This is a genomic window from Paenarthrobacter sp. AR 02 (assembly GCF_021538675.1).
Lineage (GTDB): Bacteria > Actinomycetota > Actinomycetes > Actinomycetales > Micrococcaceae > Arthrobacter.
This window is the reverse complement of sequence record NZ_JAJUKH010000003.1, coordinates 24,694-51,108: the sequence shown is the minus strand read 5'-3', so window position 1 is coordinate 51,108 and position 26,415 is coordinate 24,694. Positions and strand designations below refer to the sequence as shown.

The 26,415-nt window shown below is 63.3% G+C and carries 25 protein-coding genes; 11 read left to right on the top strand and 14 right to left on the bottom strand.

The window, feature by feature from the left end:
• The first annotated feature begins 56 nt into the window (after window positions 1-56).
• From LRQ04_RS09515 to LRQ04_RS09495, 5 genes are all read left to right on the top strand, one after another.
• Window positions 57-1,097: a LacI family DNA-binding transcriptional regulator gene (locus LRQ04_RS09515; protein WP_235519810.1), complete on the top strand. Its 1,041-nt coding sequence runs from the start codon at window positions 57-59 to the stop codon at window positions 1,095-1,097.
• 42 nt (window positions 1,098-1,139) lie between these two features.
• Window positions 1,140-2,708, top strand: a complete 1,569-nt coding sequence (locus tag LRQ04_RS09510) for a glycoside hydrolase family 32 protein (RefSeq protein WP_235519809.1) — start codon at window positions 1,140-1,142, stop codon at window positions 2,706-2,708.
• A gap of 13 nt (window positions 2,709-2,721) precedes the next feature.
• Entirely contained in the window at window positions 2,722-3,663 is a 942-nt protein-coding gene (locus LRQ04_RS09505; protein ID WP_235519808.1) for a carbohydrate kinase, read from the top strand.
• A 31-nt stretch (window positions 3,664-3,694) separates the two neighbouring features.
• A complete protein-coding gene (locus tag LRQ04_RS09500) occupies window positions 3,695-5,029 on the top strand; it encodes a right-handed parallel beta-helix repeat-containing protein (protein ID WP_235519806.1) in 1,335 nt (444 codons plus the stop codon).
• Window positions 5,030-5,111: 82 nt separating this feature from the next.
• A complete protein-coding gene (locus LRQ04_RS09495) occupies window positions 5,112-5,642 on the top strand; it encodes a GNAT family N-acetyltransferase (protein WP_235519805.1) in 531 nt (176 codons plus the stop codon).
• On the opposite strand, the gene LRQ04_RS09490 is transcribed toward LRQ04_RS09495, so the two are convergent.
• Entirely contained in the window at window positions 5,639-7,774 is a 2,136-nt protein-coding gene (locus LRQ04_RS09490; protein WP_235519803.1) for a glycogen debranching N-terminal domain-containing protein, read from the bottom strand. The genes LRQ04_RS09495 and LRQ04_RS09490 overlap by 4 nt on opposite strands.
• Before the next feature lie 23 nt (window positions 7,775-7,797).
• Entirely contained in the window at window positions 7,798-8,880 is a 1,083-nt protein-coding gene (locus LRQ04_RS09485) for a glycosyltransferase family 4 protein (protein WP_235519802.1), read from the bottom strand.
• Window positions 8,881-9,038: 158 nt separating this feature from the next.
• On the opposite strand from LRQ04_RS09485, the gene LRQ04_RS09480 reads away from it, so the two are divergent.
• Entirely contained in the window at window positions 9,039-9,737 is a 699-nt protein-coding gene (locus LRQ04_RS09480; protein ID WP_235519797.1) for a DsbA family protein, read from the top strand.
• Window positions 9,738-9,821: 84 nt separating this feature from the next.
• Here the strand turns inward: LRQ04_RS09480 and LRQ04_RS09475 are convergent, their stop codons facing one another.
• The 5 genes from LRQ04_RS09475 to LRQ04_RS09455 all read right to left on the bottom strand — a co-directional run bounded on the left by LRQ04_RS09475 (window position 9,822) and on the right by LRQ04_RS09455 (window position 15,794).
• On the bottom strand, window positions 9,822-11,360 hold the full coding sequence (locus tag LRQ04_RS09475; RefSeq protein ID WP_235519796.1) for an alpha-N-arabinofuranosidase: 1,539 nt from the start codon (window positions 11,358-11,360) through the stop codon (window positions 9,822-9,824).
• A 51-nt stretch (window positions 11,361-11,411) separates the two neighbouring features.
• The gene (locus LRQ04_RS09470) at window positions 11,412-12,314 is read right to left on the bottom strand and encodes a carbohydrate ABC transporter permease (RefSeq protein WP_235519795.1); all 903 of its coding nucleotides are present in this window, start codon (window positions 12,312-12,314) and stop codon (window positions 11,412-11,414) included.
• 2 nt (window positions 12,315-12,316) lie between these two features.
• The gene (locus LRQ04_RS09465) at window positions 12,317-13,237 is read right to left on the bottom strand and encodes a carbohydrate ABC transporter permease (RefSeq protein WP_235519794.1); all 921 of its coding nucleotides are present in this window, start codon (window positions 13,235-13,237) and stop codon (window positions 12,317-12,319) included.
• Between the two features lie 36 nt (window positions 13,238-13,273).
• Entirely contained in the window at window positions 13,274-14,608 is a 1,335-nt protein-coding gene (locus LRQ04_RS09460) for an extracellular solute-binding protein (protein ID WP_235519793.1), read from the bottom strand.
• A gap of 184 nt (window positions 14,609-14,792) precedes the next feature.
• Window positions 14,793-15,794, bottom strand: coding sequence for a LacI family DNA-binding transcriptional regulator (locus tag LRQ04_RS09455; RefSeq protein WP_235519792.1), 1,002 nt, complete (start codon window positions 15,792-15,794; stop codon window positions 14,793-14,795).
• 130 nt (window positions 15,795-15,924) lie between these two features.
• Between LRQ04_RS09455 and LRQ04_RS09450 the strand changes: the two genes are divergently transcribed.
• On the top strand, window positions 15,925-16,656 hold the full coding sequence (locus LRQ04_RS09450) for a TetR/AcrR family transcriptional regulator (RefSeq protein WP_235519788.1): 732 nt from the start codon (window positions 15,925-15,927) through the stop codon (window positions 16,654-16,656).
• Here the strand turns inward: LRQ04_RS09450 and LRQ04_RS09445 are convergent.
• Both LRQ04_RS09445 and LRQ04_RS09440 read right to left on the bottom strand, forming a co-directional pair.
• Window positions 16,634-17,281: a LytR C-terminal domain-containing protein gene (locus tag LRQ04_RS09445; protein WP_235519786.1), complete on the bottom strand. Its 648-nt coding sequence runs from the start codon at window positions 17,279-17,281 to the stop codon at window positions 16,634-16,636. The two genes, LRQ04_RS09450 and LRQ04_RS09445, sit on opposite strands and share 23 nt — an antisense overlap.
• Before the next feature lie 58 nt (window positions 17,282-17,339).
• On the bottom strand, window positions 17,340-17,639 hold the full coding sequence (locus tag LRQ04_RS09440; RefSeq protein WP_018778077.1) for a type II toxin-antitoxin system VapB family antitoxin: 300 nt from the start codon (window positions 17,637-17,639) through the stop codon (window positions 17,340-17,342).
• Between the two features lie 136 nt (window positions 17,640-17,775).
• Here LRQ04_RS09440 and LRQ04_RS09435 point away from each other — a divergent pair, with 136 nt between their 5' ends.
• The gene (locus LRQ04_RS09435) at window positions 17,776-18,696 is read left to right on the top strand and encodes a hypothetical protein (RefSeq protein ID WP_235519785.1); all 921 of its coding nucleotides are present in this window, start codon (window positions 17,776-17,778) and stop codon (window positions 18,694-18,696) included.
• Window positions 18,697-18,899: 203 nt separating this feature from the next.
• Window positions 18,900-20,315, top strand: coding sequence for a stealth family protein (locus tag LRQ04_RS09430; RefSeq protein ID WP_374198927.1), 1,416 nt, complete (start codon window positions 18,900-18,902; stop codon window positions 20,313-20,315).
• Here the strand turns inward: LRQ04_RS09430 and LRQ04_RS09425 are convergent.
• From LRQ04_RS09425 to LRQ04_RS09415, 3 genes are all read right to left on the bottom strand, one after another.
• On the bottom strand, window positions 20,293-21,258 hold the full coding sequence (locus LRQ04_RS09425; RefSeq protein WP_235519783.1) for a phosphodiesterase: 966 nt from the start codon (window positions 21,256-21,258) through the stop codon (window positions 20,293-20,295). The two genes, LRQ04_RS09430 and LRQ04_RS09425, sit on opposite strands and share 23 nt — an antisense overlap.
• A gap of 141 nt (window positions 21,259-21,399) precedes the next feature.
• Window positions 21,400-21,882 (bottom strand): glutathione peroxidase, encoded by a 483-nt coding sequence (locus LRQ04_RS09420; protein ID WP_235519782.1) that lies wholly within the window; start codon window positions 21,880-21,882, stop codon window positions 21,400-21,402.
• 76 nt (window positions 21,883-21,958) lie between these two features.
• Window positions 21,959-23,449, bottom strand: a complete 1,491-nt coding sequence (locus tag LRQ04_RS09415) for a M23 family metallopeptidase (RefSeq protein ID WP_235519779.1) — start codon at window positions 23,447-23,449, stop codon at window positions 21,959-21,961.
• Window positions 23,450-23,712: 263 nt separating this feature from the next.
• Here LRQ04_RS09415 and LRQ04_RS09410 point away from each other — a divergent pair, with 263 nt between their 5' ends.
• Entirely contained in the window at window positions 23,713-23,919 is a 207-nt protein-coding gene (locus tag LRQ04_RS09410; protein WP_235519778.1) for a hypothetical protein, read from the top strand.
• Between the two features lie 18 nt (window positions 23,920-23,937).
• Here LRQ04_RS09410 and LRQ04_RS09405 read toward each other — a convergent pair whose 3' ends face one another.
• Window positions 23,938-24,153: a hypothetical protein gene (locus LRQ04_RS09405; protein WP_235519777.1), complete on the bottom strand. Its 216-nt coding sequence runs from the start codon at window positions 24,151-24,153 to the stop codon at window positions 23,938-23,940.
• On the opposite strand from LRQ04_RS09405, the gene LRQ04_RS09400 reads away from it, so the two are divergent.
• Window positions 24,144-24,551, top strand: a complete 408-nt coding sequence (locus LRQ04_RS09400; RefSeq protein WP_235519776.1) for a hypothetical protein — start codon at window positions 24,144-24,146, stop codon at window positions 24,549-24,551. The genes LRQ04_RS09405 and LRQ04_RS09400 overlap by 10 nt on opposite strands.
• Here the strand turns inward: LRQ04_RS09400 and LRQ04_RS09395 are convergent.
• Window positions 24,534-26,186, bottom strand: coding sequence for an ABC-F family ATP-binding cassette domain-containing protein (locus LRQ04_RS09395; RefSeq protein WP_235519775.1), 1,653 nt, complete (start codon window positions 26,184-26,186; stop codon window positions 24,534-24,536). The genes LRQ04_RS09400 and LRQ04_RS09395 overlap by 18 nt on opposite strands.
• Between the last annotated feature and the right edge of the window lie 229 nt (window positions 26,187-26,415).

The following is a 26,415-nucleotide window of genomic DNA, read 5'->3' as shown; positions in this document are numbered from 1 at the left end:
GTAGCCTACTGATAGCCCCTTCGGGGGCGTCACCAACCATAAGGACGTGGGAGTCAATGAGCAGCAAGAACATCGGTATCAAGGACGTAGCCGTCGCCGCCGGCGTGTCCGTCACCACCGTGTCCCACGTCCTCAACGAGGTTTCCTATGCCCGGATCAGCCCCGAAACGCGGGACAAAGTCAGGATGGCCGCCGAAGAACTCGGTTACGGCCCCAACCGCCTGGCCCAGGCCCTCCGTACGCAAAGGACCGGCATGCTGGGGCTGGTCAGCGAGGAAATCGCCACAACGCCCCACGCGGGCAGGATCATCCTTGGCGCTGATGAGGCCGCCAAAGCCCGGGGGTACAACCTCATGATCATCAACACCCCGGGTTCAGCCAGCCTCGAATCAAGGCAAGCCGACGTGCAGGCCCTCCTGGAGCGGCGTGTGGACGGGATCCTTTACGCCACCATGTACCACCGCAACGTGGAACTCCCGGAGAACCTGGCCAGCGTCCCGTCGGTCCTGGTGGACTCCGTTGCCATTGGCGGGAACATCACCGCAGTGGTACCGGACGAGGATGGCGGCGCCCGCGCCGCTGTAGGCGCCCTCCTCGACGCCGGCCACACCCGGGTGGGTTTCATCAACAACACCGATGATGTGCCAGCAACCCGCCAGCGGCTCCAGGCCTTCCGGGCCATGCTCAACGAAGCAGGGCTCGACGGCGATGCGGCACCTGTCGAGTCCGAGGCCTCCGAAGTGCAGGGCGGCTATGAGGCGGCGAAACGCATTCTCTCGCGGACGGAGAGGCCTACGGCACTGTTCTGCTACAACGACCGCATGGCCATGGGTGCCTACCGGGCGGCCGCCGAACTGGGACTCAACATTCCCCGCGACCTTTCCGTAGTGGGCTTTGACGACCAGGAACTGATCGCCGCCAACCTCCACCCCGGCCTCACCACCGTCGCCCTCCCCCACTACGAGATGGGGGCCTGGGCTACGGAACACCTTATTGACGCCATTGAGGGCAAGGAAGACCTGTCCTTGATGGCACTCCACCCCACCATCCTGGGCTGTCCGTTGGTGACCCGCGATTCCGTCGCAGCTCCCCGCTAACGCCCAGTCAGCCACTTCAACGTCCCAAAAGGAACGCACCACATGTCCAGTAGCCTTGATGCCGCACGCCCGGAAACAGCCCCGGACGTAACCCCCCGGTTCCGCCCTGCCATCCATTTCACGGCAAGCGACACGTGGCTGAATGACCCCAACGGCCTGGTGTTCCACGACGGTTTCTACCACCTCTTCTTCCAGAACAACCCTTACGGAAACGTCTGGGGCAACATGTCCTGGGGCCATGCCACGTCCCCCGACCTCATCCACTGGACTGAGCACCCGGTCGCCATTGCCGGCGACGAGGTTGAGGACATTTTCTCCGGAAGTGTCGTTGTGGACCACGGCAACACGTCCGGGTTTGGAACGGTCGACTCCCCGGCCTTGGTGGCTGTCTACACCAGCGCCTTCAAGGCCGGCTCCCCTTACGGCGGCACGCAGGCCCAGTCCCTCGCCTACAGCACCGATGGCGGAATGACGTGGCTCAAATACGATGAAAACCCTGTCCTCACCAGAAACTCAGCGCACTTCCGGGATCCCAAAGTGTTCCGCTACGAGGGCGCAGGAGGGTCCTTCTGGGTGATGGTCGCAGTTGAAGCGCAGCACCAGAAAGTGGTCCTGTACCGTTCCCAGGACCTCAAATCGTGGGATTTCCTCAGCGACTTTGGGCCGGCCAACGCCGACGCCGGTGAATGGGAATGCCCCGATCTGTTCCCGTTGGAGGTGGACGGCGATCCGGACAACACCAAATGGGTGCTGATCGTCAACGTCAACCCGGGTGCTGTGGCTGGCGGTTCGGGCGGCCAGTACTTCGTGGGGGACTTCGACGGCGTCCGTTTCGTCCCGGACGCGGGCTCGCTCGCCGCTCCCGCCGGGTTGTCGTCCTTCCCCGACAAGGATGCGGCTCAGGCGGCGTTGCAGCAATGCCTCTGGCTGGACTGGGGCCGCGACTGCTACGCCTCCGTGTCCTTCAGCAACGTCCCTGCCAACCGGCGCATCACCATCGGCTGGATGAACAACTGGGACTACGCCAACCAATTGCCCACGGCGCCCTGGCGGTCCTCGATGACCCTGGCACGGGAACTGCGGCTCAGCTCAGTAAACGGCTCCCTCCAACTGATCCAGCACCCGGTCCTTCCCGACCAGCGGGTGGAGGTAAGCCCAGCGGTAAGTCCGGCGCCGTTCAATGTAGGCGGAACTGCCCTTAGGCTGGCCGACGCCGTTCCCGGCACCGCGCAGGTCATCGAAGCCGAGATTGTTCCGGGAAGCGCCGAACGCGTTGAGTTCAGCCTGCTTGGCAGCACCGACGGGAGCCAGCGCACGGTGCTGGGCTACAACACGGGCAGCGGGCGGCTCACCCTGGACCGCAGGCAGTCGGGAGATACCCAGTTCCACGGGAAGTTCGCATCAGTGGAATCGGCCCCGACCGCTTTGGAGGACGGCATCCTTAAACTGCTGATCGTCCTGGACCAATGCTCCGTGGAAGTCTTCGCGCAGGACGGCAAAGTGGTCCTGACAGATCTCGTTTTTCCCGAAGCCAACAGCCTCCAAAACTGGTTGTCAGCCGAGGGTGGCATTGCAACCGTCCGCAAGCTCGCAGTCTCATCAATCGCCTAAGGAAAAGCCCGGAATGCACGAAGCAAAACCTGCCCTCCCTGGAACAGACCCCGACGTTGTAGTTGTTGGCGAAGCCCTGGTGGATATTGTCGTCGCCCCCGGCGGTACTGAGGAGCACCCCGGAGGATCCCCGGCAAACGTCGCCTACGGACTTGGCCGGCTGGGCGTCCGCACCGCCTTGATGACGTCGATCGGAGACGACCACCACGGTGCCGCCATCCAGCGGCACCTGGCCAGTGCCGGCGTCGAACTCCTGGTTGGTCCCGGAAAACGGGACCGAACCGCCACTGCAACCGCCACCCTGGCATCCGACGGTTCAGCCCATTACGACTTCGATATCACCTGGGACCTGCCCGCCACCGCACCGATGACCCTTCCCAAGGTTCTGCACACCGGATCGATCGCCACCTTCCTTGCACCCGGAGCGGCGGCAGTCCGGACACTCCTGGAGCAGTCGCACCAGCGCTGCGTGGTGACCTATGACCCCAACATCCGGCCCGCGCTGCTGGGTAGCCAGGCCGAAGCGAAGGGAATCTTTGAGGACCTCATCCCCTTCACCGAGGTGGTCAAACTCAGCGACGAGGACGCCCGGTGGCTCTATCCGGGGTTGGCGCTGGAAGACATTGCGCAACGCATCCTGCACCTGGGGGCCGGCCTGGCCGTTGTCACCAAGGGTTCAGATGGGTCGCTGCTCTCAACCCCGGGAGGGCAGGTTCTGGTTCCGTCCGTGAAGTCTGTAGTGGTGGACACCATTGGCGCCGGCGACTCCTACATGGCCGCCCTGATCTACGGGCTCCTGGCTAGGAAAGCCGAAGGGCTGGGGCCCGAAGCCCTGGACTCGTTGGGGCGTTTGGCCACCAAGGCCGCAGCCATCACGGTGCGGCGCGCGGGCGCCAACCCGCCGACGTCGGACGAGCTGTTGGCCGACCTGCCCGCACACCAACCCGCCATCTGACCACCCCCACCACTTCATGAGGATCCACACCATGTCCAGCAGCAACTACTACGACGTGACCAGCTGGCACGTCGGTAATCCCTCCGAAGATGTCGGCGAGGTCATCAACAGCATCATCGCCGACATCAAGGACCGCCAGAACGCCTCAAACGTGAACGACGGCGGCAAGCCGGGAGCCGTGATTTACCTCCCGCCCGGCGACTATCGCCTGCGGACACAGGTTTTGATTGACATCAGCTTCCTCAGGATCCAGGGCTCGGGACACGGTTTTACGTCCTCAAGCATCCGGTTCAACGTTCCCGAAGACGAATGGCCGGATCTCCACGAGCTGTGGCCCGGGGGAAGCCGCGTCCTGGTTGACCTCCCCGTCGGTGACAGCGCCGACCCGGCGGGTGGAGCCGCGTTCCTTGTCGAGCGGGCGGGCAGCCCCCGGATCAGCTCAGTGGAGTTCGCCAACTTCTGCATCGACGGACTGCACTTCACTCCGGACGGCTCGGACCTGCCCGCGGAAAACACCTACGTGAACGGCAAGACCGGCATCCATGTGGCCAGCGCCAACGATTCCTTCCGGGTCAACGAAATGGGCTTCATCTACCTTGAACACGCGCTGACCATCCACAACGCGGACGCCCTCTCTATCCACAACAACTTCATTGCCGAGTGTGGAAGCTGCATCGAACTCCGCGGCTGGGGTCAGGCCTCCAAGATCACGGATAACCTGATCGGGGCCGGCTTCAAAGGCCACTCGATCTACGCCGAGAACCATGGTGGCCTGCTGGTCACTGCCAATAACGTCTTCCCCCGCGGGGCGAGCAGCGTCCGGTTCAGCGGCGTCACCCGCTCGAGCGTCACCAATAACCGCCTGCACTCCTTCTACCCGGGCATGGTGGTCCTTGAAGGCAACAGCTCGGAGAACCTCGTCGCCACCAACCACTTCCTGCGCGACCATGAGCCGTGGACACCGTTCCTGGGAATCGGCAACGGGCTGGACGACCTGCACGGGATCCTCACCGTCAGCGGCAGCAACAACTCCGTGATCGGGAACCATTTCTCGCAGATCATCGACTCGGCGAGCATCCGTCCGGAAGGCGCGACGCCGGTCATCGTGCGGCTGCGTGAGGGCGCCGGAAACTTCGTGTCCAACAACCACGTCGTGGCCATGAACGTCCACTCCTCAACAAGCGATGATTGCTTCGAAGCCCAAGTGGATGCCCTGCTTGCCACAGATGATGTGGAGGACCTGGCCGTGACCGCCGTCTTGGTGGATCCCGGCTCGGCGCGCAACACCATCCTCGATTCCGGCAGTGATGCGCAGGTAGTCGCGGACAGGGGCACCAACGCCGTCAGGGCCACCCCTACTTTGTGATCCGGAGTTTTCGCCCAGCTGATGCCCTTAAGATTCGTTCTTAGGGGCATCAGCTGCCCAAGGAACTCCGAGGGGGAAACACATGACCGAGACCATCCGCACGGCAACCGCACACGACGCCGGGAAACTGGCTGAGCTGGCAGCCGTCACCTTTCCGCTGGCCTGCCCGCCCGGCGCTTCACCGGCGGACATTCAGGCCCACCTTGAGAAGACGCTGAGCGAGTCCAACTTCCAGGACTACTTGGCCGATCCGAAGATCACCATCCTGGTGCTCGACGACGACGGCCTGCTCAACGGTTACACCCTCCTGGTTGCCAAGCCGGCCAGCGATCCCGACGTCGCCTCCGTGCTCTCGTTCCTGCCGTCCACGGAGCTGAGCAAGTGCTACGTCCACCCGGACCACCACGGCCACGGAGCGGCATCAAGGCTGATGCAGGCTTCCATGGCCCACGCCGCGGACAAGGGCGCGGCGGGTGTCTGGCTCGGCGTGAACAGCGAGAACGCCAAAGCCATCCGCTTCTACGAAAAGAGCGGTTTCCAGAAAGTGGGCACCAAGTCCTTCAAACTGGGTAACACCGTAGAGCACGACTTCGTCATGGAGCACGAACTCTAGCCGAACAGCTCTCCGGTAAGGGGCGGCCGCGGATCGGACCGCAGTTCCAGTCCCGCGGGGAGACCGGCAACTCTGCCGGAAGAACCGTTCGCTTCCACCCTGATCCGTGATCGCCCCAGCAGCACGTTGTCGGCCTCAAAGGTGCCCAGGGAAGCAGGCAAGATCGGCGCCAGGTGGAGCACACTGCGGGTGAAGTCGGGATCGAACCGCAGCAGGATCCGGGCGAGTTGGACCGGTGCCGCAGCCGCCCATGCTTGGGGGGAACACGCCGTCGGATAGGGAACCGGGTTGGTGAAGTCGCCGCGGTCAAAGCCACAAAAAAGTTCGGGGAGCTGGCCGCCGAAGTGTTCGGCGGCGTCGAACAATCCACCCGCCACCTTGCTGGCCTCCTCCACGAAGCCGTACCGCATGAGCCCGGTGGCGGCGAGCGCTGTATCGTGCGGCCAGACGGAGCCGTTGTGGTAGCTGACCGGGTTGTAGGCACCCATGTCGGAGCCCAGGGTGCGGATGCCCCAGCCGGTGAACATCTCCGGTGACATGAGCCGTTCGGCAACCTGCGGCGCTTTGTCTTCATCCACGATGCCCACCCACAGGCAGTGGCCCATGTTGGAGGTGCAGGAGTCCACGGGCTTTTTGTCCTTGTCCAGGGCGAGCGCAAAATACCCGCGGTCCGGGAGCCAGAACCGTTCGTTGAAGGCGGCTTTCAAGGCTTCGGCCCGGTCGGCGCAACGACGCTCGACGGCGGTGTCGCCCGCCGCGCGCGCCAACAGGGACCGGCCCACGTAGGCCGCGTAGGCGTAAGCCTGCACCTCGCAGAGCGCGATCGGGGTCTCAGCCAACGTGCCGTCGGCGAAGTTGATGCCGTCCCAGGAGTCCTTCCACCCTTGGTTCACCAGCCCATGCTTGTTGGGCCGCTGGTACTCGATGAACCCGTCCCCGTCTTTGTCCCCGTACTGTTCCATCCAGTCGATGGCCCGGTCGGCATGGGGAAGGAGGGATTCGATGATGTCCTCGCCCAGGCCCCAGCGGCTGAGTTCGCCAAGCGTGGATACGAAAAGGGGTGTGGCGTCCGCCGTCCCGTAGTACGCCGTGCCGCCCAAGGACAAGCCGGCGCTGGCTCCCAAACGGACTTCGTGGGGCATCCGCCCCGGTTCTTCCTCTGAATCGTTGTCCACTTTGCTGCCCTGCAGGCCGGCCAGGGTTTGGAGGGTTCCCGCGGCCAGGCTGGGGTCGATCATGAGGGACATGTACGAGGCCAGGAGGGAGTCGCGTCCGAACAACGCCATGAACCAGGGTGCCCCGGCGGCGATTGCGGCACGCCCGGGGTGGTTGTCGTCGAAAATGCGGAGGGAGCCGAGGTCGCGTTGGCTCTGGTCCAGCACGTCCGTCACGTTCTGGTCCGTCAGCCGGATACGCGGTACGTGCTCTTCCCATTGGACGTAGCGTTGGGCGGCCACGCTGTGGCTTAGGGGCGTCCCGGCGATGAACGGGTTGTCGGGTGCTTTGCCGTTGATCAGTGGCAGGGCGATCACGGTGGTGGACCAGTGGCTGCGGGGCGGGATGGTGACCTGGAAGGTGAGCCCGTCCTCGGTAGCAGTAGCTTCCTGGGCTTGGAAGGATACGCCGCGGCGCTGCCCGTCGGCGTGCAGTGACTCGATATGCAGATCGTTCCCGCGGACAGACCTGACGGTCTCCCCGGTTGTACTTGCCCGGCCGCCTTTCACGTCGAAAAGGTCGGCCAGGTCCGCGTCGATCAGCAGTTCCATGGCGCACGTGGTGGGCTGCGCGGAGTAGTTCCGGATGGTGAGGTCGTCCCGGAGGCCAGAGCCGACGGTGCGCTGGTGTTGCACCAGCAGCGGGCTCTCGAACCGGCCGTCTTCCGTGCACGCGCGTCCCACGTATTCAGCTTGGAAGGCCGTGGGATTGCGGGCCACCAGGGGTTCGCGGGGCTCGCCGTTGATGCGCAGCACCCACCGCGAAACCACGCGGGTGTCCTGGTAGTACGCGCCTTGGGAGCCGCCTCCGTGAACATCACCTGAGTGCGAGGAGATACAGAAGGATGAACCTTCGACGACGGTCACGGCTCCGAGCTCGGACGCTCCGGCCTCGGTGTCTTCGTTCCAAGCGGTCACACGTCCTTCTTCCTGGGTGTCGATCACAGGTTGATGGGAGCTTGCCTCTGATTCTCTTGCAAGTTCCGGCCGACGGGAAGCCCTGTACCCCCGAATTGTTCGATCACCTTGGCGTAGAGCTCCAGATGGTCCGCCGCCATTCTTGCGGCGCTGAAGGATTCCTCGACTTCGTGGCGGCAGGCTGCGCGGCTCAAGGATCCAATCGACCCCATGAAGCCCGCCAGCTCATTTGCCGGCGCCACGTAGCCGGTGACACCGTGGCTCACGATTTCCGGCGCGGCACCCATGGGCGTGGTCAGTACGGGAGTGCCGGTGGCCAACGATTCAATCATGACCAGGCCGAAGGGTTCTGCCCATTGGATGGGGTTCAGGAGGACAGTCGCATCGCCCATGAGTTGGTATTTTTCCGGGTCGGACAATTCGCCAAGGAATTCTTCGTCAGTGCCCAGTGCGGGCTGCACCACGTCACGGAAGTATTCCTGCTCGTCGGGAGCCTGCATCTTCGCCGCTATGCGGAGCGGCACGCCGACTTCCCGGGCGATCCCCACCGCTTCCATGAGTCCTTTGTCCGGGCACATCCGTCCAACAAAGCAGGCATAACCGCCGGTTCCCTTACCAACAGCCACTGCGGAGAGGTCGATGCCGTGGTGGATTACGGCGGATACCGGGAGGTCCTGGACGCGGCTGCATTGGTCGCGGGAAATCGCGATGATGCCGGTGTCGTGGGCCATATCCCGGTAGAGGCCCTCGGATCGTGGGGTCAGTTGGCCATGGATGGTGGTCACCACGGGGATGTTCGGGGGCCGATGCGCGTAGAGCGGGCCGGCAAGGGTGTGGTCATGGATGATATCCACGCCCCGAAGCCCCTTGTAAGCCTTGATGACATGGGCCAGTTCGCTCAAGCTGAGGCCAACATCCTCGGGCTCGCTGGGGCCGAATCCCGGAAGCTGGGGCACAGGGCAGGTGCTGTCCGATGATGTTGCCAGGAGGACGTCATGGCCGGCATCCGAGAGTGCACAGGCCAAGGCGTCAACGACGCGTTCAGTTCCGCCATACTTCTCGGGCGGGACGGTAAACCAGGGTCCAACAATGAGTCCGATTCGCACGAGGTCTTCTCCGCGTATGCCCCCGGTGAAAAGGCTGGCTGCTCAACCTCCTCTAAACATATTCCTGGGCGGGACCTCCGGCAACACTCTGGGCCTGAGTGAGGAAACTAACAGCACGCTCCCGGAATGCCGTCTCCCGCTAGGGCGTTTCAGCCATCATGAAGATTGAGATCTGGTCAGACGTCGCGTGTCCTTGGTGCTACATCGGCAAGCGCCGTTTCGAGACGGCGCTGGCGCAGTTCCCGCACCGTGATTCGGTGGATGTTGAGTGGAAGAGCTACCAGCTGGATCCGTCCGTTCCCGAGCACTACGACGGCACCGAACTGGACTACCTGAGCAAGCGCAAGGGAATGGCACCGGAGCAGGTCAAGCAGATGTTCGGCCACGTCACGGAGACTGCCAAGGGCGAAGGCCTGGATTACCAGTTCGACAAAGTTGTGGTGGCCAACAGTTTCACGGCGCACCGGCTGATCCACCTCGCTTCCCGGCATGGCAAGCAGGACGCCGCCAAGGAGCAACTGCTGAGCGCCCACTTCGAGCACGGCAAGGACATCGGCAACAAGGAATACCTCACCGGGCTTGGCGCCGCACTTGAACTGCCGGCCGAAGAGGTGGCCGAACTGTTCACGTCCGACAAGTACACGGACGAGGTCAACCAGGACATCAACGAAGCCCGCGCCATCGGAGTCACCGGCGTCCCGTTCTTCGTCATCGACCGCAAGTACGGCATCTCGGGCGCCCAGCCCGCCGAACTTTTCAGCCAGGCACTGAACCAGGCGTGGCAGGAAGCCAACCCCCTTATCCCGGTGGGCGCTTCGGACGCCGAGGCCTGCGGCCCTGACGGCTGCGCCGTCTAGGCCAAACGCGGGGTCACTTACGGCCCACAAATCCCTTCCGGATGGGCCGTAAGTAACCCCGCGTTGCTTCTTTTACGGCGAGCTCTAGGCTTTCACAACCTCAAGCTCGACGACGGCCCAGGACAATGCGGGCAGCGCCAGGCGCAGCTCCGAGCCGCTTGCCTTCACCCCATCGAGTGCCGTGAGGCCCACCCGGCCCGGCTGTTCCTGGCTGTTGATGGTGAAACGATCGCCGCCCTCAGGGATTTCCAGGACCTCGGCGCGGAGTACCTGGCGGGCGTCGAAACCGCGAAGCGATACCTCGACGTCGGCCGCTTCTTCCAAGCCGCGGTTCGCGAAGAACAGTGCCACTCGCCCTGTTTCCTCGTCCCAGGTGGCGCTGACGTCCACCAGGTCCGTGTCACCGAATCGATCATTCGAGTACTTGTCCGAGTTCACGGAGAGCCGAAGGATCTGGCCCTTGGCAAGCTCAGCCATGCGCGAGAACGGGTGGAAGATGGTCTGTTTCCAGGCCGGGCCGTTCTCCTCCGACAGGATCGGCGCAATCACGTTGACCAGCTGCGCCTGGTTGGCGATCTTGACGCGATCGCCGTGCCGCAGCAGCGAGTTCAGCAGGGTCCCAACCACCACGGCGTCGGTCACGTTGTACTTGTCTTCGATCACGCGGGGGTGCTCACGCCAACCGGCCTTGATGACATTGTGGGGCTGGTCCTCGGTATCCAGGCCGCGCTGGTACCAGACGTTCCACTCATCGAAGGACAGGTTGATGTGCTTCTTGTGCTTGCCCTTGGCCCGCACCGCATCCGCGGTGGCGATCACCGACTCAATGAAGTAGTCGGTATCGACGGCGGATGCCAGGAAGCTGCCCACGTCGCCATCGTGCTCCTGGTAGTAGGCGTGGAGGGATACGTAGTCCACCTCCTCGTAGGTGTGGGTGAGGACGGTCTGCTCCCAGGCACCGAACGTGGGCATCGAGGAGCTGGAACTGCCGCAGGCCACAAGCTCCAGCGAGGGGTCCACGAACCGCATGGCCTTCGCTGCTTCCTGCGCCAGCCGGCCGTATTCGTCGGCGGTCTTGTGGCCGATCTGCCACGGCCCGTCCAGCTCGTTGCCCAGGCACCACAGCTTGATGTTGAACGGGTCCTTGTGTCCATTCTTGGCCCTGAGGTCCGAGAGGTAGGTGCCGCCGGGGTGGTTGGCGTATTCCACGATTTCCCGGGCTGCGTCCACTCCCCTGGTGCCCAGGTTGATGGCTTCCATGATTTCGGTGCCTGCCTGCTTTGACCAGTCCACGAACTCGTGCAGGCCAAAGGCGTTGGTCTCTACGGTGTGCCAGGCGCCGTCCAGGCGGCGCGGCCGGTTTTCGACGGGGCCCACGCCGTCTTCCCAGTTGTACCCGGAAACGAAGTTGCCGCCCGGGTAGCGGATCACGGTGGCGCCGAGTTCCTTGACGAGCTTCAGGACATCCTGGCGGAAGCCGTTCTGGTCGGCTTCGGGGTGGCCGGGTTCGTAAATCCCGGTGTAGACACAGCGGCCCATGTGCTCCACGAAGGAGCCGAAGAGTCGTCGGGGGACCTCGCCAATGGTGAAGTCGCGGTCGAGGGTGATGCGTGCGCGGGACATGGATCTCCTTGGTTGGTTTCAGGTCTGGGTGTGGGGTCTGAAAGGTGCCGGTCAGGTTCCGGCGAGTCCCGTCGTCGCAACGCCTTTGATGATCTGGCGCTGGAAGAACAGGAAGACGAGGATCAGCGGCAGAGCGGCGAGCAACGCGGACGCCATGTTCTGCGCGTACTGGATTCCGTAGGCGCTCTTGATGGTCTGCAGGCCGACCGGAAGCGTCAGCAGTCCGCCGTCGTTGGTGGCGATGAACGGCCACAGGAAGTTGTTCCACGCACCGATGAACACGAAGATTGCGACGGCGGCCAGGATGGGCCGGGACAGCGGCAGGATGATTTGGGTGAAGATCCGCAAGCGGCTGGCGCCGTCCATCACGGCCGCTTCCTCGAGTTCCCGCGGGATCTGGTCGAAGAACTTTTTCAGCACGAACACCATGGCCGGGTGGATGACCTGCGGGAGGATGATGGCCCAGGACGTATCGACCAGGTTCAATGCCAGCATTTGGTAGAACAACGGGATGATCAGCACGGGTGGCGGGATGATGATCGAGGCGATGATCACCGTCATCAGCACTTTCTTGCCCTTGAAGTCGATCCTCGACAGGGCGTAGGCAACCAGGGCCGAGATCACCAGGGTGATGGCCGTGATGGCCGCCGAGGTGTACAGCGAGTTCCACGTCCAGAGCGGGATGTTGCCATCCTGGAACACCTTGACGAACGCGTCCGGAGTAAAGCCCGACGGCGGTACCCACGTGACGTCCGGAGCCGCGGCATCCGTTTCGCTCTTGAAAGCGGTGACCGTGGCCCAGGCGAAGGGAATCAGCCACAGCACCGCGATGAACCCGGCGACGACGATTGCCGCGATCCTGCCGATCGTCAGTTTCCTGCGGGGCTGGCGGAACCCGGATTTCCTGGCTTGGGTGGTTTGTGGTGCGGGACGGGTGATTGTAGCTGTGGCCATGGTTATGCACTCCTGCGGCGGGTGATGACGAACTGCATGACCGAAACAACCACGATCAGTCCGAAGAAGATGTAGGAGATGGCTGCGGAATAGCCCAGCCGGTAGCCGGTGAACCCGGTTTCGAAGATGTACTGCACCACGGGCCTGGTGGATCCTGCCGGGCCGCCGGCGGTCATTTGGTACACCTGGTCAAAGATTTTCAGGGATGCCAGGATCTGGAGCAGCACGATCATCACAGTGGTGGGAGTGAGCTGCGGAAGCGTGATGGAGAAGAACTGGCGCCAGGCTCCGGCTCCATCCAGGGACGCTGCCTCGTAATGCTGGGCCGGAATGTTCTGCATCGCGGCCAGATAGAGCAGGAAGTTGAAACCCACCGTCCACCACAGCGTAGCGATGACGATCGCCCACATGGCAACGTTGGGATCATTGAGCCAGGCAACCCTGGGCAGTCCGATGCCCGTGAGGAACTCGTTGATCAGGCCCAGCTGCGGGTTGTACATCCAGGTGAAGAAAAGGCTCACCACCGTTGATGCCAGCAGGTACGGGGCAAAATAGCTCAGGCGCCACAGCCACTGGGCCGGCAGTCCGACGTTGAGCAGCGCGGCCATCACCAGGGCGACCAGGACCAACGGAACAGTGCTGATCACCGTGAAGTACAGGGTGTTGCCCAGGGAATGCCACATGTCCGCGTCGGCCAGGGCCTCTGCATAGTTGGCGAATCCGATCAGGCTGTCGTTGGCGCCGGTGAGGGACTTGCCCGTGAGGCTCATGTAGAAGCCATAGAGGATGGGCCAAACAAGGAAGACGAGGAAGAACACCAGGAATGGCGTAGCAAAGGCCCAACCACTTAGGTTGTTGTTGCTGCGGTTCAGTGATGTGCGCAGATTCTCCGGCCTGGGCCGGGACAGGGTAGAGGTACTCATGAAGGACTCCTTTGTCGCGCGGTGCGTAGGGCCGGGCTAAACCGGGTTGGGGCGGGAGAGCAGGGTGTTGGTGCGTTGTTCAAAGGCATCCCAACCTGCAGCTGCCTTGTCCCTTCCCAGGAGTACGTTCTGCACGTTCTCCGCGAAGTAGGTCTGCCAATCCGAGCCGGAGCCGCTGAACCAGGCCTCAGGGTCGTAGGCAATGATGTCCGCCGCGTTGGCGTAGTGGATCTGCGGAGTGAGGTCGCGGTAGGCCTGTGACTGGACCACCGGCTGGTATCCGGGGATGTGCCCCGCTTCCGCCCAGGACAAAGATCCCTTGAGGACGTCGGTGACGAATTTGTAGACGTCCCTCCGTTTGTCCTCGTTGTGGTTCAACTGCCGCGGGAGGACGAACGAGTGCGAGTCCGCATAGGAGGCAGGGGTCCCGTAGAGGGTGGGAATGGTGGCCGCATCCACGGGAATGCCGGCTTTCTTCATGGTGGGGAGTTCCCAGACACCGCTGAACAGCATCCCCGAGCTGCCGCGGGCGAATTCCGCGATGCCCGTGCTGATGTCGCCCGCCTGCGCCGCGATGGTGTCGTCAAAGAGGGAGGCCATGAACTCCAGGGACTCGACTGCAGCATCCCGGTCAACCTTCATCGGCTGCCCGGGAGTCAGTTCCATGTCGGCGCCATGCTGCTTGTAGAGGGTGTAGAAGAGGCGCCACATCTGCGAACCACTGCCCAGGTAGCCAAAGGACAAGCCGTGGGCCTTGGTGACCTTCTGCATTTCCAATGCCATGGCCTTGAACTCCTGCGGGGAGCTGACTTCCCCCAGCTGTCCGTTGCTTCCCAGGACGCCGGCTTTGGCTGCAACATCCGTGTTGTAGAACATGATGAACGGGTGGGAATCCAGCGCAATGGAGAACACCTTGCCGTCTTGTTGGCTCTTCTCCCAGATCCTCGGCGCAAAATCCGCGGCAGTGACTCCATTTTCCGCCAGCAGATCCAGGTCCCACGGCTCAATCAGTCCACCGGGCGCGTACCCGGGCACCCGGCTGGCGTGCATGATCGCCACCTCCGGCGGCCTGCCACCCGCTGAGGCCATGGCCAATTTGGTGTAATACGGCGGGCCCCAGGCGAGCACCGTGGGGTGCACCGTGAAACCGGGGTTGGCTTGGTTGGCGGCGTTGATCATGGCCTGCATCTTGATTCCATCACCACCTGAGAGCAGGTGCCAGAAGTCGATGTCCTGCACCGGAGCAGCCTGCGCCGCTCCCCCGCAGCCTGTGAGCGTAGCGGCCATGAGCCCGCCGCCAACAAGGGCTGATCCTGCCAATAGCTGTCTCCGGGATAACTGTTTCCCGGTCAAAGATTCAAAGTGCTTCACCCGTCACTCCTTTGGATGGGTCCGCTGAAAGGTCACATGCTGCGCTGCATCATTCCGGCTCCGGTGCGCCCCACACTCGGGTAAAAGGTGGCCCTGGGGTGACGCAGCTCTCACATTACAACGATGTAATCGATCGGGCAAGAGAAAATTGTTAGCGCACACAATTTAGGGGAGAGCTATCATTTCAGGACTTGCTGCTGTCCCGCTCCTCAATGGTGTAGCCGATCTCAACCAGCTTCTGCCCGTGGTTCCTGTCGGACATACGCTCCGTCAGCAAGCGGAGCGCCTGCGTGGCTATGGCCCGCTTGTCAAAGGACACGGTGGTCAGGGACGGCACGGCATAACGCCCATCATTCACGTCATCGAAGCCGGCCACGGCAATGTCATCGGGGACCCGCACGCCCCGCTTCCACAGCGTGTTCAAAGCGCCAAGTGCCATGGAGTCGGTGAAGCAGAAGAGGGCGTCGGGCAGGGGGTTGGCGTCCAGGTATTCCGCGAGGGACGCAGCGGCGGAGGCGGGCGTCCAACTGTCGCAGGAAATCATCAGCGACTCATCCTTGGGTATGCCCAGGATCTGCAGCGCAGCCTCGTAGCCGCCGGCCCGCTGGATGGCGGTCGCAGAATGCCGGCCCCGATTGACACCCAGGACAGCGATCCGCCGGCGTCCGGGCTTGGCCAGCGCCAATGTCATGTCCCGGGCAGCAGCAAAACTGTCTACGAACACCCGGTCCGCCAACTGCTGCGTCACCTCACCAAGCAGGACAACCGGCGGCAGTGCGACACCCATTTGCACGGCACTTTCCTTGAGCACCACGGGGTTGAGGATCAAGCCATCGATGAGGTTGGCCCGGGCGCGGGTCATCAATTCATGTTCCCGGTGGGGATCGGAACCGGTCTCTTCGATTTGCACGCTGAAGCCTTGTGCGTGGGCAACCTCCACGATGCTTTGGGTAAGCTCTGCCGAGAACGGGGTGGCAAGGTCAGGCAAGGCCAAGCCGATCACTCCGGAGCGCCCATTACGGAGGCCCCGCGCCGAAAGATTGGGAACATAGTCCAGCTCGGCCATGGCCTGCTCCACCCTGAGGCGCGTGGGGGCAGCTACGGGTACAACGCCGTTCATGACGTTGGAGACAGTTTTGGGTGAAACCCCGGCGCGGCGCGCCACGTCTTTGACCGTTGCGCGCACGATCCACCCCTTACTTGTTGCCTGTTTTCACGATGCTACGCGAATTTTTACCCCACCTTACGCAGCCCTGCAGGGATGTGGATGTCCCCTCTCAAGCCGACTTGCTGACAGATCGCGGTAAAGTGTCTATATGCCCAGGATCACGGCCCCCACCAACGCTGCCCAACGCGCCGAGACCCAGCGCCGGATTCTCACCGCCTTTGGGGAACTCCTCTTCACCCACGGCCTCCCTGGACTGACCATGACGGACGTGGCCCGGCACGCCGGGGTGGGGCGGACGGCCGTCTACAACTACTACGCGGACATGGAACAGCTCCTGATCGCCTACGCGCTGGATGAGACCGAGCGCTTCATTGTCGACCTGCGGGACTCGCTGGCCGCGCTGGAAAACCCTGTGGACCGGCTCGCCCTGTACGTCCGGGCGCAGGTTGAGGACCTCAGCCGCCGGCATCTGCCGCCGGGTCCTGCCATGGCCGCTGTCCTCTCGCCCGGTTCCTTCGCCAAGCTCGCAGATCACGTGGGTGACCTCAACGTCCTTCTCCAGGACATCCTCCGGGACGGCGTCCAACAGGGCTACCTCCCGGACATTGATGTCGCCCAGCTGGCGCGTCTGATCCACGGAACGCTTTCGGCCAGCGCCGCACGACGCAACCGAACGCCCGACGGCGACACTTCCGCACCGGCCCCGGCCCCCGACGTCGAGCTGCTCGCCGCGCTGGAAGCACACACCGAACAGACGGTTCGCTTCATCCAGCTGGGAGCCGGAGCGCGCTTTGACGAGGCCGGCAACCCGGTGCGGCTCGACCGGCCGATCCTCAACGTCCTTGCCGGACAGGCAGCTACTGCCCTGCCGGCAGGGTAGGCACCACAGGCCACTTGGATTTGTCAGCAATCCGCAGGTCCTCACGCGGGCACAGGAGCTTGCCGGGAGTCTGGTCCACCAGCTGCGGTTCCACCAGTCCCTCATAGCCGGGTGTGAGGATCACGTCCACGGAGCCGTCTTCACGATTGTCCTGGAAGTAGTCCGTTCCGGCCAGGTTCCGCTGGACGTTGAAGGCCGCCGCTTGTCCCTTGACTCCGGAGACAACCACGCCCACACCCGAGTACGCGGTGTCGCTGTTGGCCACGGAGCCCACCTTGAAGCCGCGGGCGGTGAATTCGGCGGCAACCGTGCCCGCCAGTCCACCCCGGGAGGTGGCGTTGAAGACGTTCAGGTTCACGGTTTCGTTCGGCACGTAGTCGAACGTGGTGGTCGGGCACAGGCTGCTGGGGGCTGTGCTGGCGACAGCCGTGGGTACCTTGATGACGCCGTTCATGATCGCCCAGGCCCCCACCGCGCCGGCCGCAATGATTCCGACCAGCAGGACCAACACAATGCCGTGGAACAGCCGGCGGCCGAAGCTGCCCCGGCGAACCGTGGGATCATCTGCGAACGTTGCCCGCAGTTCCGATCCGGTCACCACGTGGTGGCCGTGCAGTTGCGTCACATCCTTGGGACGCTTAGGTTTTTTTGGCCGCTGGGTGTCCTGCTCCGTGGCGGCCGGCCTAGCCATCGATCACCAATACACGGGCGTGGATGGCCGTCCTTTGGTGGAGCGCGGTACGGACTGCCCTATGCAGGCCATCCTCGAGGTACATGACCCCCTGGTATTGGACGACGTGCGGGAACAGATCGCCAAAGAACGTGGAATCCTCTGCCAACAACGCCTCCAGGTCCAGGGTCCGCTTGGTGGTCACCAGGTCATCCAGACGCACCGGGCGCGGAGGCAGGGCAGCCCAATCGCGCGGCGCGGAATATCCATGGTCAGGGTACGGGCGTCCCTCGCCCACAGCTTTGAAGATCACCCTGCAAGCCTATGGAAGTTACCGCGCTAACGGAACTTGTGACCCCCGGCACAGGCAGGTTGTGGCCAAAAGGTGACTATCCTTCGTGCGACGTCACAGCTGTGAGGGTTCCGGCAGGGACTGACAGAATAGGGGCATGACTCAACCGCTCCAAGGGACTGACCGGACCGCTGCCCAAGCCACGCCTCGCCTGGCGCTGCTCCTGGACGTTGACGGCCCCATTGCCAGCCCCGTGACGCGCGACGTCAAGCCTGACATCATCGCCGACCTGGTGGCCCTTGCCTCGGCAGGAATCCCCGTCATCTTCAACACGGGCCGCTCGGACGCGTTCATCAGTGAACAGGTCATGAAACCCATGATTGCCGCCGGGATGCCGGCACACACCGTGATCCACGCCATTTGCGAGAAGGGCGCCGTGTGGTTCAGCTACACGGCGGACGGCCCCGGCACCATCCACGTGGACCACGAGCTCACCGTGCCCAAAGCCTACGGTGACGATATCCGCAGGCTCGTTGCCGAGGACTATTCCGCCCACATGTTCTTCGACGAAACCAAGCGGGCCATGGTTTCCGTTGAACAGCACCTGGAAGTATCCAACGAGGACTACCTGGCGGAACAGAAACTTTTCGACGCCGATGCCCTGGACATCATGGGACGCCATGGCCTGAGCGCCGCGATTTTGGACCACCACGCCCCGGAATCCGACGACGCTGTGGACTACCGCCTGGACCCCACCATCATCTCCACTGACATTGAATCGGTGCGGCTGGGCAAGGACCTGGGAGCGAGCCGCGCCGTCGAACTTCTGGCAGCCCAAGGCATCACTCCCCTGTCATGGCGCACCGTGGGCGATTCCCGCACGGACTATGCCATGGCAGACTGGCTTCACCACAACGATCACGACGTAAAACACGTGGATGTCCGCCCCGCAGACGGCGTACCGGTGAAGCCCTACACCATCCTGACGGCCGCTGACCTTGAATTGGCGGACGACGTGATCCACGACGACGCCGGCGGCGCTTTCCTCCGCAGCTGGCGCGAAGCACTTTCCATCTAGCTCCACCCCGACGATTCCGGAGAACAGCCATCACACAAGCACAGGTCGATCCGATCTACCACGGCAGCCCTTCCATTGAAGAAGACACGATCGCCGAGGCGGTCTCGCCTGCCGTCGTCGCGCACCTGAAGCACAGGTCCGACGTCGTCCGTCACCGCGGGCGGTACGCCCTGGTCAACAGCGACCTCACCCCGTAACAGGCCATGGTGTCCGACCTCCTGGCCGTACGGGCTGCCCTGGACGCAGCAGGCATCGACTTCATCCTGGTGCGCGGCAACGACGAACGGCCTGTCATCGCCGTCGATTGGGAGTCCCGCAAGGTGGTCCGGGAGGCGCTGGTTGCGGCGTTCCGCAATGAGCCGTTCTATTCCATGACCGTGGACGCCAAGAAAAAGACCTCGGTGCTGGTGGCCGATGGCGAGTTGACCACCAACAGGAAATCCCGCATCTTCCGGTTGTACCGGCCCCGGGTCGAGACCGGCGGCGGCCTCTGGTACGGTCCCGCATTGGGTGTGCAGCTTGAGCTGTGGAGGTTCGAAGGCGATCATCTGGAGCTTCCGGTGGAGAACTCCCTGACCCGCCGGACCATGCTGCGGCAGGACGCCGTGCGGGGTACCGTCCAACGGCATGGCCTGACCTGGCCCACCATCGAAAACATGTTCGCGGACCACGCCAGCGACATCGCCTTCGACATCGACATTGTTTTTTCCTGGGTTGACGGCAGCGACCCTGAGTACATTGCCCGGCGTCGCGCCCTGCAGGCAGACGCCGTGCTCGGGGAGGGCGATGACAGCGAAGCCCGCTTCCGCCAGATCAACGAACTGAAGTACGCGCTGCGCTCTGTGCACATGTTCGCGCCGTGGATCAGACGGATCTTCATCGCCACCGATTCGCCCACCCCTTCCTGGCTGGCAGATCACCCGGCGGTGACGGTGGTGCGCAGCGAGGAGTTCTTCGCCGACCCCTCAGTCCTTCCTACCCACAATTCGCAGGCCGTGGAGTGCCAGCTCCACCACATCGAGGGTTTGTCCGAGCACTTCCTGTACTCCAACGACGACATGTTCTTTGGCCGTCCGGTGGGTCCGGACATGTTCTTCACTCCCGGCGGCATCACCAAGTTCATCGAAGCCGACACCCGCATTGGCCTGGGCGAGAACGATGCCGAGCGGAGCGGTTTCGAGAACGCAGCCCGCGTTAACCGCAAACTGCTCTGGGAGCGCTTCGGCCGGATCACCACCCGGCACCTGGAGCACACAGCCGCCCCGCTGCGCCGCAGCGTCGTGGCCCGGATGGAAAAAGAGTTCCCTGCGGAATTCGCCAAGACCGCCGGCAGCCGCTTCCGTGCCGCGGACAACATCTCCGTGACCAACTCGTTCTACCACTACTACGCCCTGCTCACGGGCCGCGCTGTGACGCAAACCAATGCCAAGGTCAGGTACGTGGACACCACCATGTGGGCGGGACTTCACTACCTGCCCAAGCTGTTGGCGAAGCGCCACATGGACTTCTTCTGCCTGAACGACGGCAGCTTCCCGGAGGTCGCGGCAGAGGAACGTGCGGAACTCGTGACCGATTTCCTGGAAAAGTACTTCCCGGTCAAGGCACCCTGGGAGAAATAAGCGGCAGCGACGAGGTCAGCGTCCCAGGGGAAGTGTGCGCCCCTACCCGGGACTCGTGCGGGATGCGGATGCCGGCTTCGGCCAGCCTCCGCTGAACCTCTGCAGCATCCACGGGTTCGCCAACGGTCACTCCCCCGGACATCGGAACCACCGAGTGGACAATCGTGTGCTCGTAGACATGGATCATGTTGTACGACTGCGCCCCGTCGCGGCCACGCTGTCCGCCAGCACGCACCGCCAGGTCCTGGGTGTAGCAGGTGGCCGAGGCGACTGAGACCGGGATGCCGGCGAAGCCCGCCGTCGTGGAGTAGTGCAGGTGGCCACCCAGGATGGTGCGGACATCTGTATTGCGGACGACGGCGGCCAGTGCGGCTTGGCCGCGCAGCTCCACCAACACCGCAAGGTCCTGGACGCAGGGAACCGGCGGGTGGTGCAGGGCCAGGATGGTGCCGTCCGGTGCCGGAGTGGCCAGTTCAGCAGCCAGCCACTCAAGCTGGGCCTCGGAAAGCTCGCCGTAGTGATGGCCGGGCACTGTGGTGTCCAAGGTGATGATGCGGAGACCGTTCACGAAGTAGCTGCGGTCAACCGGGTCCTGGGGTTTGCTGGTCTCGGACGCGTCCTCAAAGGCAGCACGGAAGTTCGCCCGGTTATCGTGGTTGCCCATGGCCCAGATGGCCTTGGCCCCGAGCGCGTCGCAGACGGGTTCAATCATTTCGCGGAGCCGCTCGTAAGCGTGGAGCTCGCCCTTGTCCGCCAGGTCTCCGGTGAAAATGATGGCCTCAGGCCGGATCCTGGACGCGATGATCTGATCGCAGATTTCCTGGAGCCTGGCTGCACTGTCCACGGAACCGTGGAGCGTGTTTGGACCACCCACCAGGTGAAGATCACTCAGGTGCAAAAGCACATGACCTGGTTTGGGATATTCAGCCTCGATGAGCTCCATAGCTTGCCTTAGCGTTCAGTGGGAGGCGGCGCCTCCCGTGTCAATCCAGTAGGGCCAATCCAACCAGACAACAAGCCAACATCTGGCTAATTTCCGGCGGAATGTTGGAAAATTACTTTCCCTCCCTTCCGAATTGATGGCTTACGCCAACGCTTCTTCCACTGCTTTCAGCAGGTCTTCGGAGTCGGGCTCCACTGCGGATGGGAATCGCGCCACGAGTTTTCCGTCGCGGTTGATGACGAACTTCTCGAAGTTCCACTTCACTTTGACGGGCTCGCCGTCGGCGCCGCGGGTCAGTTCGGTGTAGAGGGGGTGCTGTTCCTTGCCCAGCACGTTTGCCTTGCTGGTCAAGGGGAAGGAGACGCCAAAGTTACGCTCGCAGAACTCCGCGATTTCGTGGTCCGCGCCCGGTTCCTGGCCGCCGAACTGGTTGCACGGCACGCCCAGGATCTCCAGGCCTTGATCCCGGTACTTGCCGTACAACTCCTCCAGGCCCGCGTACTGCCGTGTGAAGCCGCATTCGGAAGCGACGTTGACCACCAAGACCGCCTTCCCCTCGAAGCGGCCGAAGTCAGCGTCGGAGCCGTCGTTGAAGGTGAGGGGAATGCTGTACAGGCTGGTCATGGGATTCGCTTCCTGACGTCGTCGGCCGGCTGGATCGCCGCCATCGAGCTTACGGGAGCTTGCCGGGCGGCGAAACCTAGGGCGTAGGGATGACCAGCGTGGACAACGGCACGATCACACCGTCCGGACGCTGGACCTTGTCCGTACCGATCAGGATGTATCCGGGCGGAAGGACCACCGCCGGGAGCGTCGTCGGAAGTACGGCTGCCGGCGACGGCACCGGCGCGACGGGAGCAGCTGGTGCCGGTGCAGGCGCCACTGGAGCAGCAGCGGGCGGCGTGGCCGCTGGTGCGTGCACCGCCGGAGGTACGACGACGGCCGGTGCCGGTGCGACGGGGACCGTCACCGTCGGCGCCACAGGAGTCGTGGACGGCGCAGTTGTTGTCGACGTCGGTATGGGCGCGGGCGTGATGGTCGGCGTCGGCGTCGGCGTCGGCGTGACCGTGGGCGTCGGCGTGACGGTCGGCGTCGGCGTGACGGTCGGCGTCGGCGTGACGGTCGGCGTCGGTGTCGGTGTGGGCGTCGGTGTCGGTGTGGGCGTCGGCGTCGCGGTTACGGACGGTGCCGGGGTCTGCGTGGCTGGCGGGTTGCTGGTGCCTGGGGCGCTGGGCGCTGCCGGCGTTGAGGAAACCGGTGGAACCACGACTGGCAATGCCACAGGCTCTTCGTGTTCGCCGCCAACGACTGCACGGTTGGTGCCATCGGCCACGGGTACGGCCCACTGCGGGGTGGCCGTGGTGCCCGTTCCAACGCCTGGCTCGTAGCTCACCATGGTGATGGGCTGCAACGGATCAACCTGCTTGATGGGCAAGTAGATCCAGCCGTTCGGATTGGTGTGCAGTCCGTTGACGATCGTCTCGAAGTGGAGGTGGCAGCCTGTGGACCAACCCGTGGTGCCCACCTGGGCTATGACTTCGCCCACCCGCACAGATTGGCCCTTGGTGACGCCGATCGCCTGCAGGTGGTTGTAGGTGGTCACCAGGCCGTTGCCGTGCTCGATTTCCACACGGTTGCCGCCGCCCCAAATGTGCCACCCAACCGCCCGGACGATACCGGCGTCGGCGGCGTAGACCCGGGTGCCGCATGCTGCAGCGTAGTCCTGGCCCCAGTGGAACTCACCGGGGAGGCCGGTCAAGGGGCTGTAGCGGTAGCCGTAGGGCGAGCTCGGATTGAGGACCTCCAGAGGCGCGTACAAGCTCCCAGCGGGCGGGCGTGGCATACCCGCTGAGGCGACTGTCAGGCCAGTGGATCCATCCTTGCTGACGGTCCTGACCACAGCCCGGTCGAAGTGGACCATAGGCGTTCCGGCTTGTTGTGCCGGGGGCTCGGGGGTGGGATCAATGACCGTGGTCTCGGCCTCCGGGGCCACCAAGGTGCCCAACGCGGTCGGTTCAACAACGCCTTGCGCCAGGGAACCACCGATGCTGCCGGCGGGCACTGAGGTGAGTGGCTGGAAGCCAAATGCGATGAACGCCAGAATGGCGAGGCTTCCAGCGATCAGGACGCGGTGGAAACCTATGGCACGGATCAGTTTTACTGCCCGGTTTGAATCATGATGCTTGCCCACAAAACACTCCCCAAAGCCAGCGTCACCAAACCCCAGCCTGGCGTGCAAGCACCATTGTTGCGGGAATCACAGCAGAAATAAAGGCTTCGCGGGCCCTTGCCAAGGAAAGGTTCCATCAGTTTTGGCTCAAGATGTCTTGAGCTTTACCTCAGGCAGTGGTAGCCCGTGCAATCGGGGGCTCCGAGCCCTGTACGGTGGACGCTAATCAGGCGGATTATTTCATGCCGCGCAAGAGAGCGCCTCGATAGCACCGGGATGTCACCATGGGTGATCCACAGCGGACCGCACGCATCCTTCTAGAGACGAACGCCGTGACCCTCTACCGATTGTGGGCCGGATACTGGGGTCGGGGCGGAAACGCCACCGTTTTCGAGTTCGACGCCTACGTGCACGAAGCACTGCTGGCGTCCCCTGTCGATCTCCGGCTGATGGCCTCGGCCGTAGATGGCCTTTACGAAGGAAAGCCCTGATTCGGACCGGGTATCGGACTAGCTGACGAGTCTGCGTACGTTCTCCATGATGGTTTCGCGGCGCCGTTTGAGGCTCGGAAGCTTGGACCGTGCCATCTCGGGAGTGAGCGTGTGCCAGGTCATGGCCAAGGCCCGCACGCTTGCCAGCAGCTCGATGGGTGTGAGATCAGAGCGAAGGTTGCCGGCTTTCTGGGCGCTTTCGATCCGGGAAAGCTTTTCCTGGTGTGAGGCCACCAAGGTTTCAAGGCCCGCCGGCAAGTCGCTCCATAGGCCCGGACACCGCGTATTTCCCGGACGTCCTGCTTCCGCTGATCGTGCTCGGAATCGGCCAAGGAACAGCAATCATCCTGCTGACCGAGTTTGGCATGTCAGGCGTCGCGCCAGCGGATAACGGTGCCGCCTCCGGACTGGTCAACACGGCACATCAACTGGGCGGGTCCATCGGCTTGGCACTATTGACGGTGGTGTTCGCAGGCTCCGGCGGAACAGCCCAAGGGATGGCAGGAGCCGAGGCCTACGGAGCAGTCTTCGCCTCGGCCACGTGGTTTTACGCCCTGGCCGTCCCCTGCGCTGCACTGATCTACCTCGCCCAACGCAGGGCGGCGGGAAACGCGTCAGCTTCCCGACCCTGACCCAACGGGCAGAGACGGCAGCTCGGTGAGTGACCCGTCATGGTCCAGGCTCAGCACCAGGTCCAGGTCGAGACGGGCCAGGAACCCGTCGTCGTGGCTGACCAGGATGACGGCACCGCGGTAGGCATTCAACGCTTCCACGAGTTGGTCCACACTCTGTATGTCGAGGTTGTTTGTTGGCTCATCGAGAATCAGTACATGTGGCGGCGGATCGGCAAAGAGAAGCTTGGCCAAGGAAACCCTGAACCGTTCCCCACCGGAGAGAGTCCCAACGGGACGGTAGACGCTATCGCCCCGCAACAAGAACCGGGCCAACTGGTTGCGGATTTCCCCGACAGGGACACTTGGCGCGGCCGCCTGAACATTTTCCAAAGTTGTCGCGGCCTCGTCCAGGCCATCGAGCCGCTGCCGCAGATACCCGGACCGCCCGGTCAGGAGCTGACCACCAGCGGTGCCGGATTCGACGTCGTCATCATCGTCTGTCAACGGTTCCCCGCTGACCAGGCGTTCGAGCAAGGTGGTTTTTCCCACCCCGTTGGCGCCGATGATGGCCACCCGTTCCGGCCCTTCCACCACAAAGGCACGATTGGTTCCCCGCAGCTCGGCGATCCGCCGGCTGCGGGGAACGTCCGGATCCGGAAGGTTCACGCTGATCCGTTCGTCTTCCCTGATTTTGGAGGAAGCCACATCCAGCGCAGCCTGGGCAGCGTCCACCTTGTCATCCGATCCTGATCGCAGCTTGCCCGCTGACACCTGCGCATCGGAGGCCCGCTGATTCATAAGGATCTTGGAGCCCTTCTTGTTGTCATAGCTGGTTTGACCGGTGCGGACACGCTGCGCCAGCTTCATTTCAGCTTCCTGGCGCTGGCGCTTCTCAGTCTTCACTGCCTGCTTGGCAGCTTGGGCAGCCTGAACCGCTGCGGCCTGCCGCTCATCCATATACGACCGCCAAGCACTGTACGGACCTCCAAACACTTCGAGTTCGCCACCATGCAGGTCCGCTGTGTTGTCCATTAGCTCCAGCAGTGCCAGGTCGTGGCTGACCACCACCAGCGTCCCCGGCCACGTGGAGAGGAGGGCGGACAGTTTGATTCGCGCCTGCCTGTCCAGGTTGTTCGTTGGCTCGTCCATGAGAGTGATTGCTGTCCCCTGAAGCCGGAGCCCTGTGATGGCAACAAGCATCGCTTCGCCTCCCGAAATTTCGCCTACGTTCCGCTCCAGGTCCGCCCCCGTAAAGCCGATGTGGCGCAAGGATTTGTCCGCCCTGGCTTCGATATCCCAGTCATCGCCCACCGCATCGAAGTTCTCCACCGAAACGTCGCCGGCTTCGATGGCCCGCAGTGCTTTCAACTTCTGGCCGATACCCAGCAGGTCTGCCACCGTTGAGTCGGTCGCGAGGGTGAGTGTCTGCGGAAGGTACCCGACATCACCGTTGGTCGTAATACTGCCGCTCGTAGGGGCAAGGCTCCCGGCTATGAGGCGCAGCAAGGTTGATTTTCCGGCACCGTTGGATCCCACAAGGCCTGTGCGGCCCGCTCCGAATGTTCCGGAGATCCCGGCAAGGGCGACGGTACCGTCGGGCCACTGAAGGCGCACGTCGGTCAGGGTGATGGACGGGTTTTTTGTTGTAGACATGATGCTCCGAAGGCTCCAGTGGTTTCAGCGAATGCGCTGCAACCACTGGCCGGCATGGGCATCAGGGCAAGGTCAGCGCACGGTTGGCGTCGTGAAACCTGTAATGCCCGTCAAAACATCGGCCTAACACTGGAGAATAGAGGGTTACAGTCTCGCAAAAGCCCCCAATGAAGGCAACTTGCCGCCAATGGCCTTCTGGCGGTGGAGGGACCAGGGGCTGACGCCGTCC

What these genes read in the sequence shown, in the direction of transcription:
- LRQ04_RS09480 (WP_235519797.1), top strand. Translation starts at nt 9,039, where the DNA reads ATGAAGATTGAGATCTGGTCAGACGTCGCGTGTCCTTGGTGCTACATC.
- LRQ04_RS09430 (WP_374198927.1), top strand. Translation starts at nt 18,900, where the DNA reads ATGGTGTCCGACCTCCTGGCCGTACGGGCTGCCCTGGACGCAGCAGGC.
- LRQ04_RS09510 (WP_235519809.1), top strand. Translation starts at nt 1,140, where the DNA reads ATGTCCAGTAGCCTTGATGCCGCACGCCCGGAAACAGCCCCGGACGTA.
- LRQ04_RS09470 (WP_235519795.1), bottom strand. Translation starts at nt 12,314, where the DNA reads ATGGCCACAGCTACAATCACCCGTCCCGCACCACAAACCACCCAAGCC.
- LRQ04_RS09465 (WP_235519794.1), bottom strand. Translation starts at nt 13,237, where the DNA reads ATGAGTACCTCTACCCTGTCCCGGCCCAGGCCGGAGAATCTGCGCACA.
- LRQ04_RS09495 (WP_235519805.1), top strand. Translation starts at nt 5,112, where the DNA reads ATGACCGAGACCATCCGCACGGCAACCGCACACGACGCCGGGAAACTG.
- LRQ04_RS09475 (WP_235519796.1), bottom strand. Translation starts at nt 11,360, where the DNA reads ATGTCCCGCGCACGCATCACCCTCGACCGCGACTTCACCATTGGCGAG.
- LRQ04_RS09505 (WP_235519808.1), top strand. Translation starts at nt 2,722, where the DNA reads ATGCACGAAGCAAAACCTGCCCTCCCTGGAACAGACCCCGACGTTGTA.
- LRQ04_RS09420 (WP_235519782.1), bottom strand. Translation starts at nt 21,882, where the DNA reads ATGACCAGCCTGTACAGCATTCCCCTCACCTTCAACGACGGCTCCGAC.
- LRQ04_RS09425 (WP_235519783.1), bottom strand. Translation starts at nt 21,258, where the DNA reads ATGGAGCTCATCGAGGCTGAATATCCCAAACCAGGTCATGTGCTTTTG.
- LRQ04_RS09515 (WP_235519810.1), top strand. Translation starts at nt 57, where the DNA reads ATGAGCAGCAAGAACATCGGTATCAAGGACGTAGCCGTCGCCGCCGGC.
- LRQ04_RS09500 (WP_235519806.1), top strand. Translation starts at nt 3,695, where the DNA reads ATGTCCAGCAGCAACTACTACGACGTGACCAGCTGGCACGTCGGTAAT.
- LRQ04_RS09410 (WP_235519778.1), top strand. Translation starts at nt 23,713, where the DNA reads ATGGGTGATCCACAGCGGACCGCACGCATCCTTCTAGAGACGAACGCC.
- LRQ04_RS09450 (WP_235519788.1), top strand. Translation starts at nt 15,925, where the DNA reads ATGCCCAGGATCACGGCCCCCACCAACGCTGCCCAACGCGCCGAGACC.
- LRQ04_RS09435 (WP_235519785.1), top strand. Translation starts at nt 17,776, where the DNA reads ATGACTCAACCGCTCCAAGGGACTGACCGGACCGCTGCCCAAGCCACG.
- LRQ04_RS09395 (WP_235519775.1), bottom strand. Translation starts at nt 26,186, where the DNA reads ATGTCTACAACAAAAAACCCGTCCATCACCCTGACCGACGTGCGCCTT.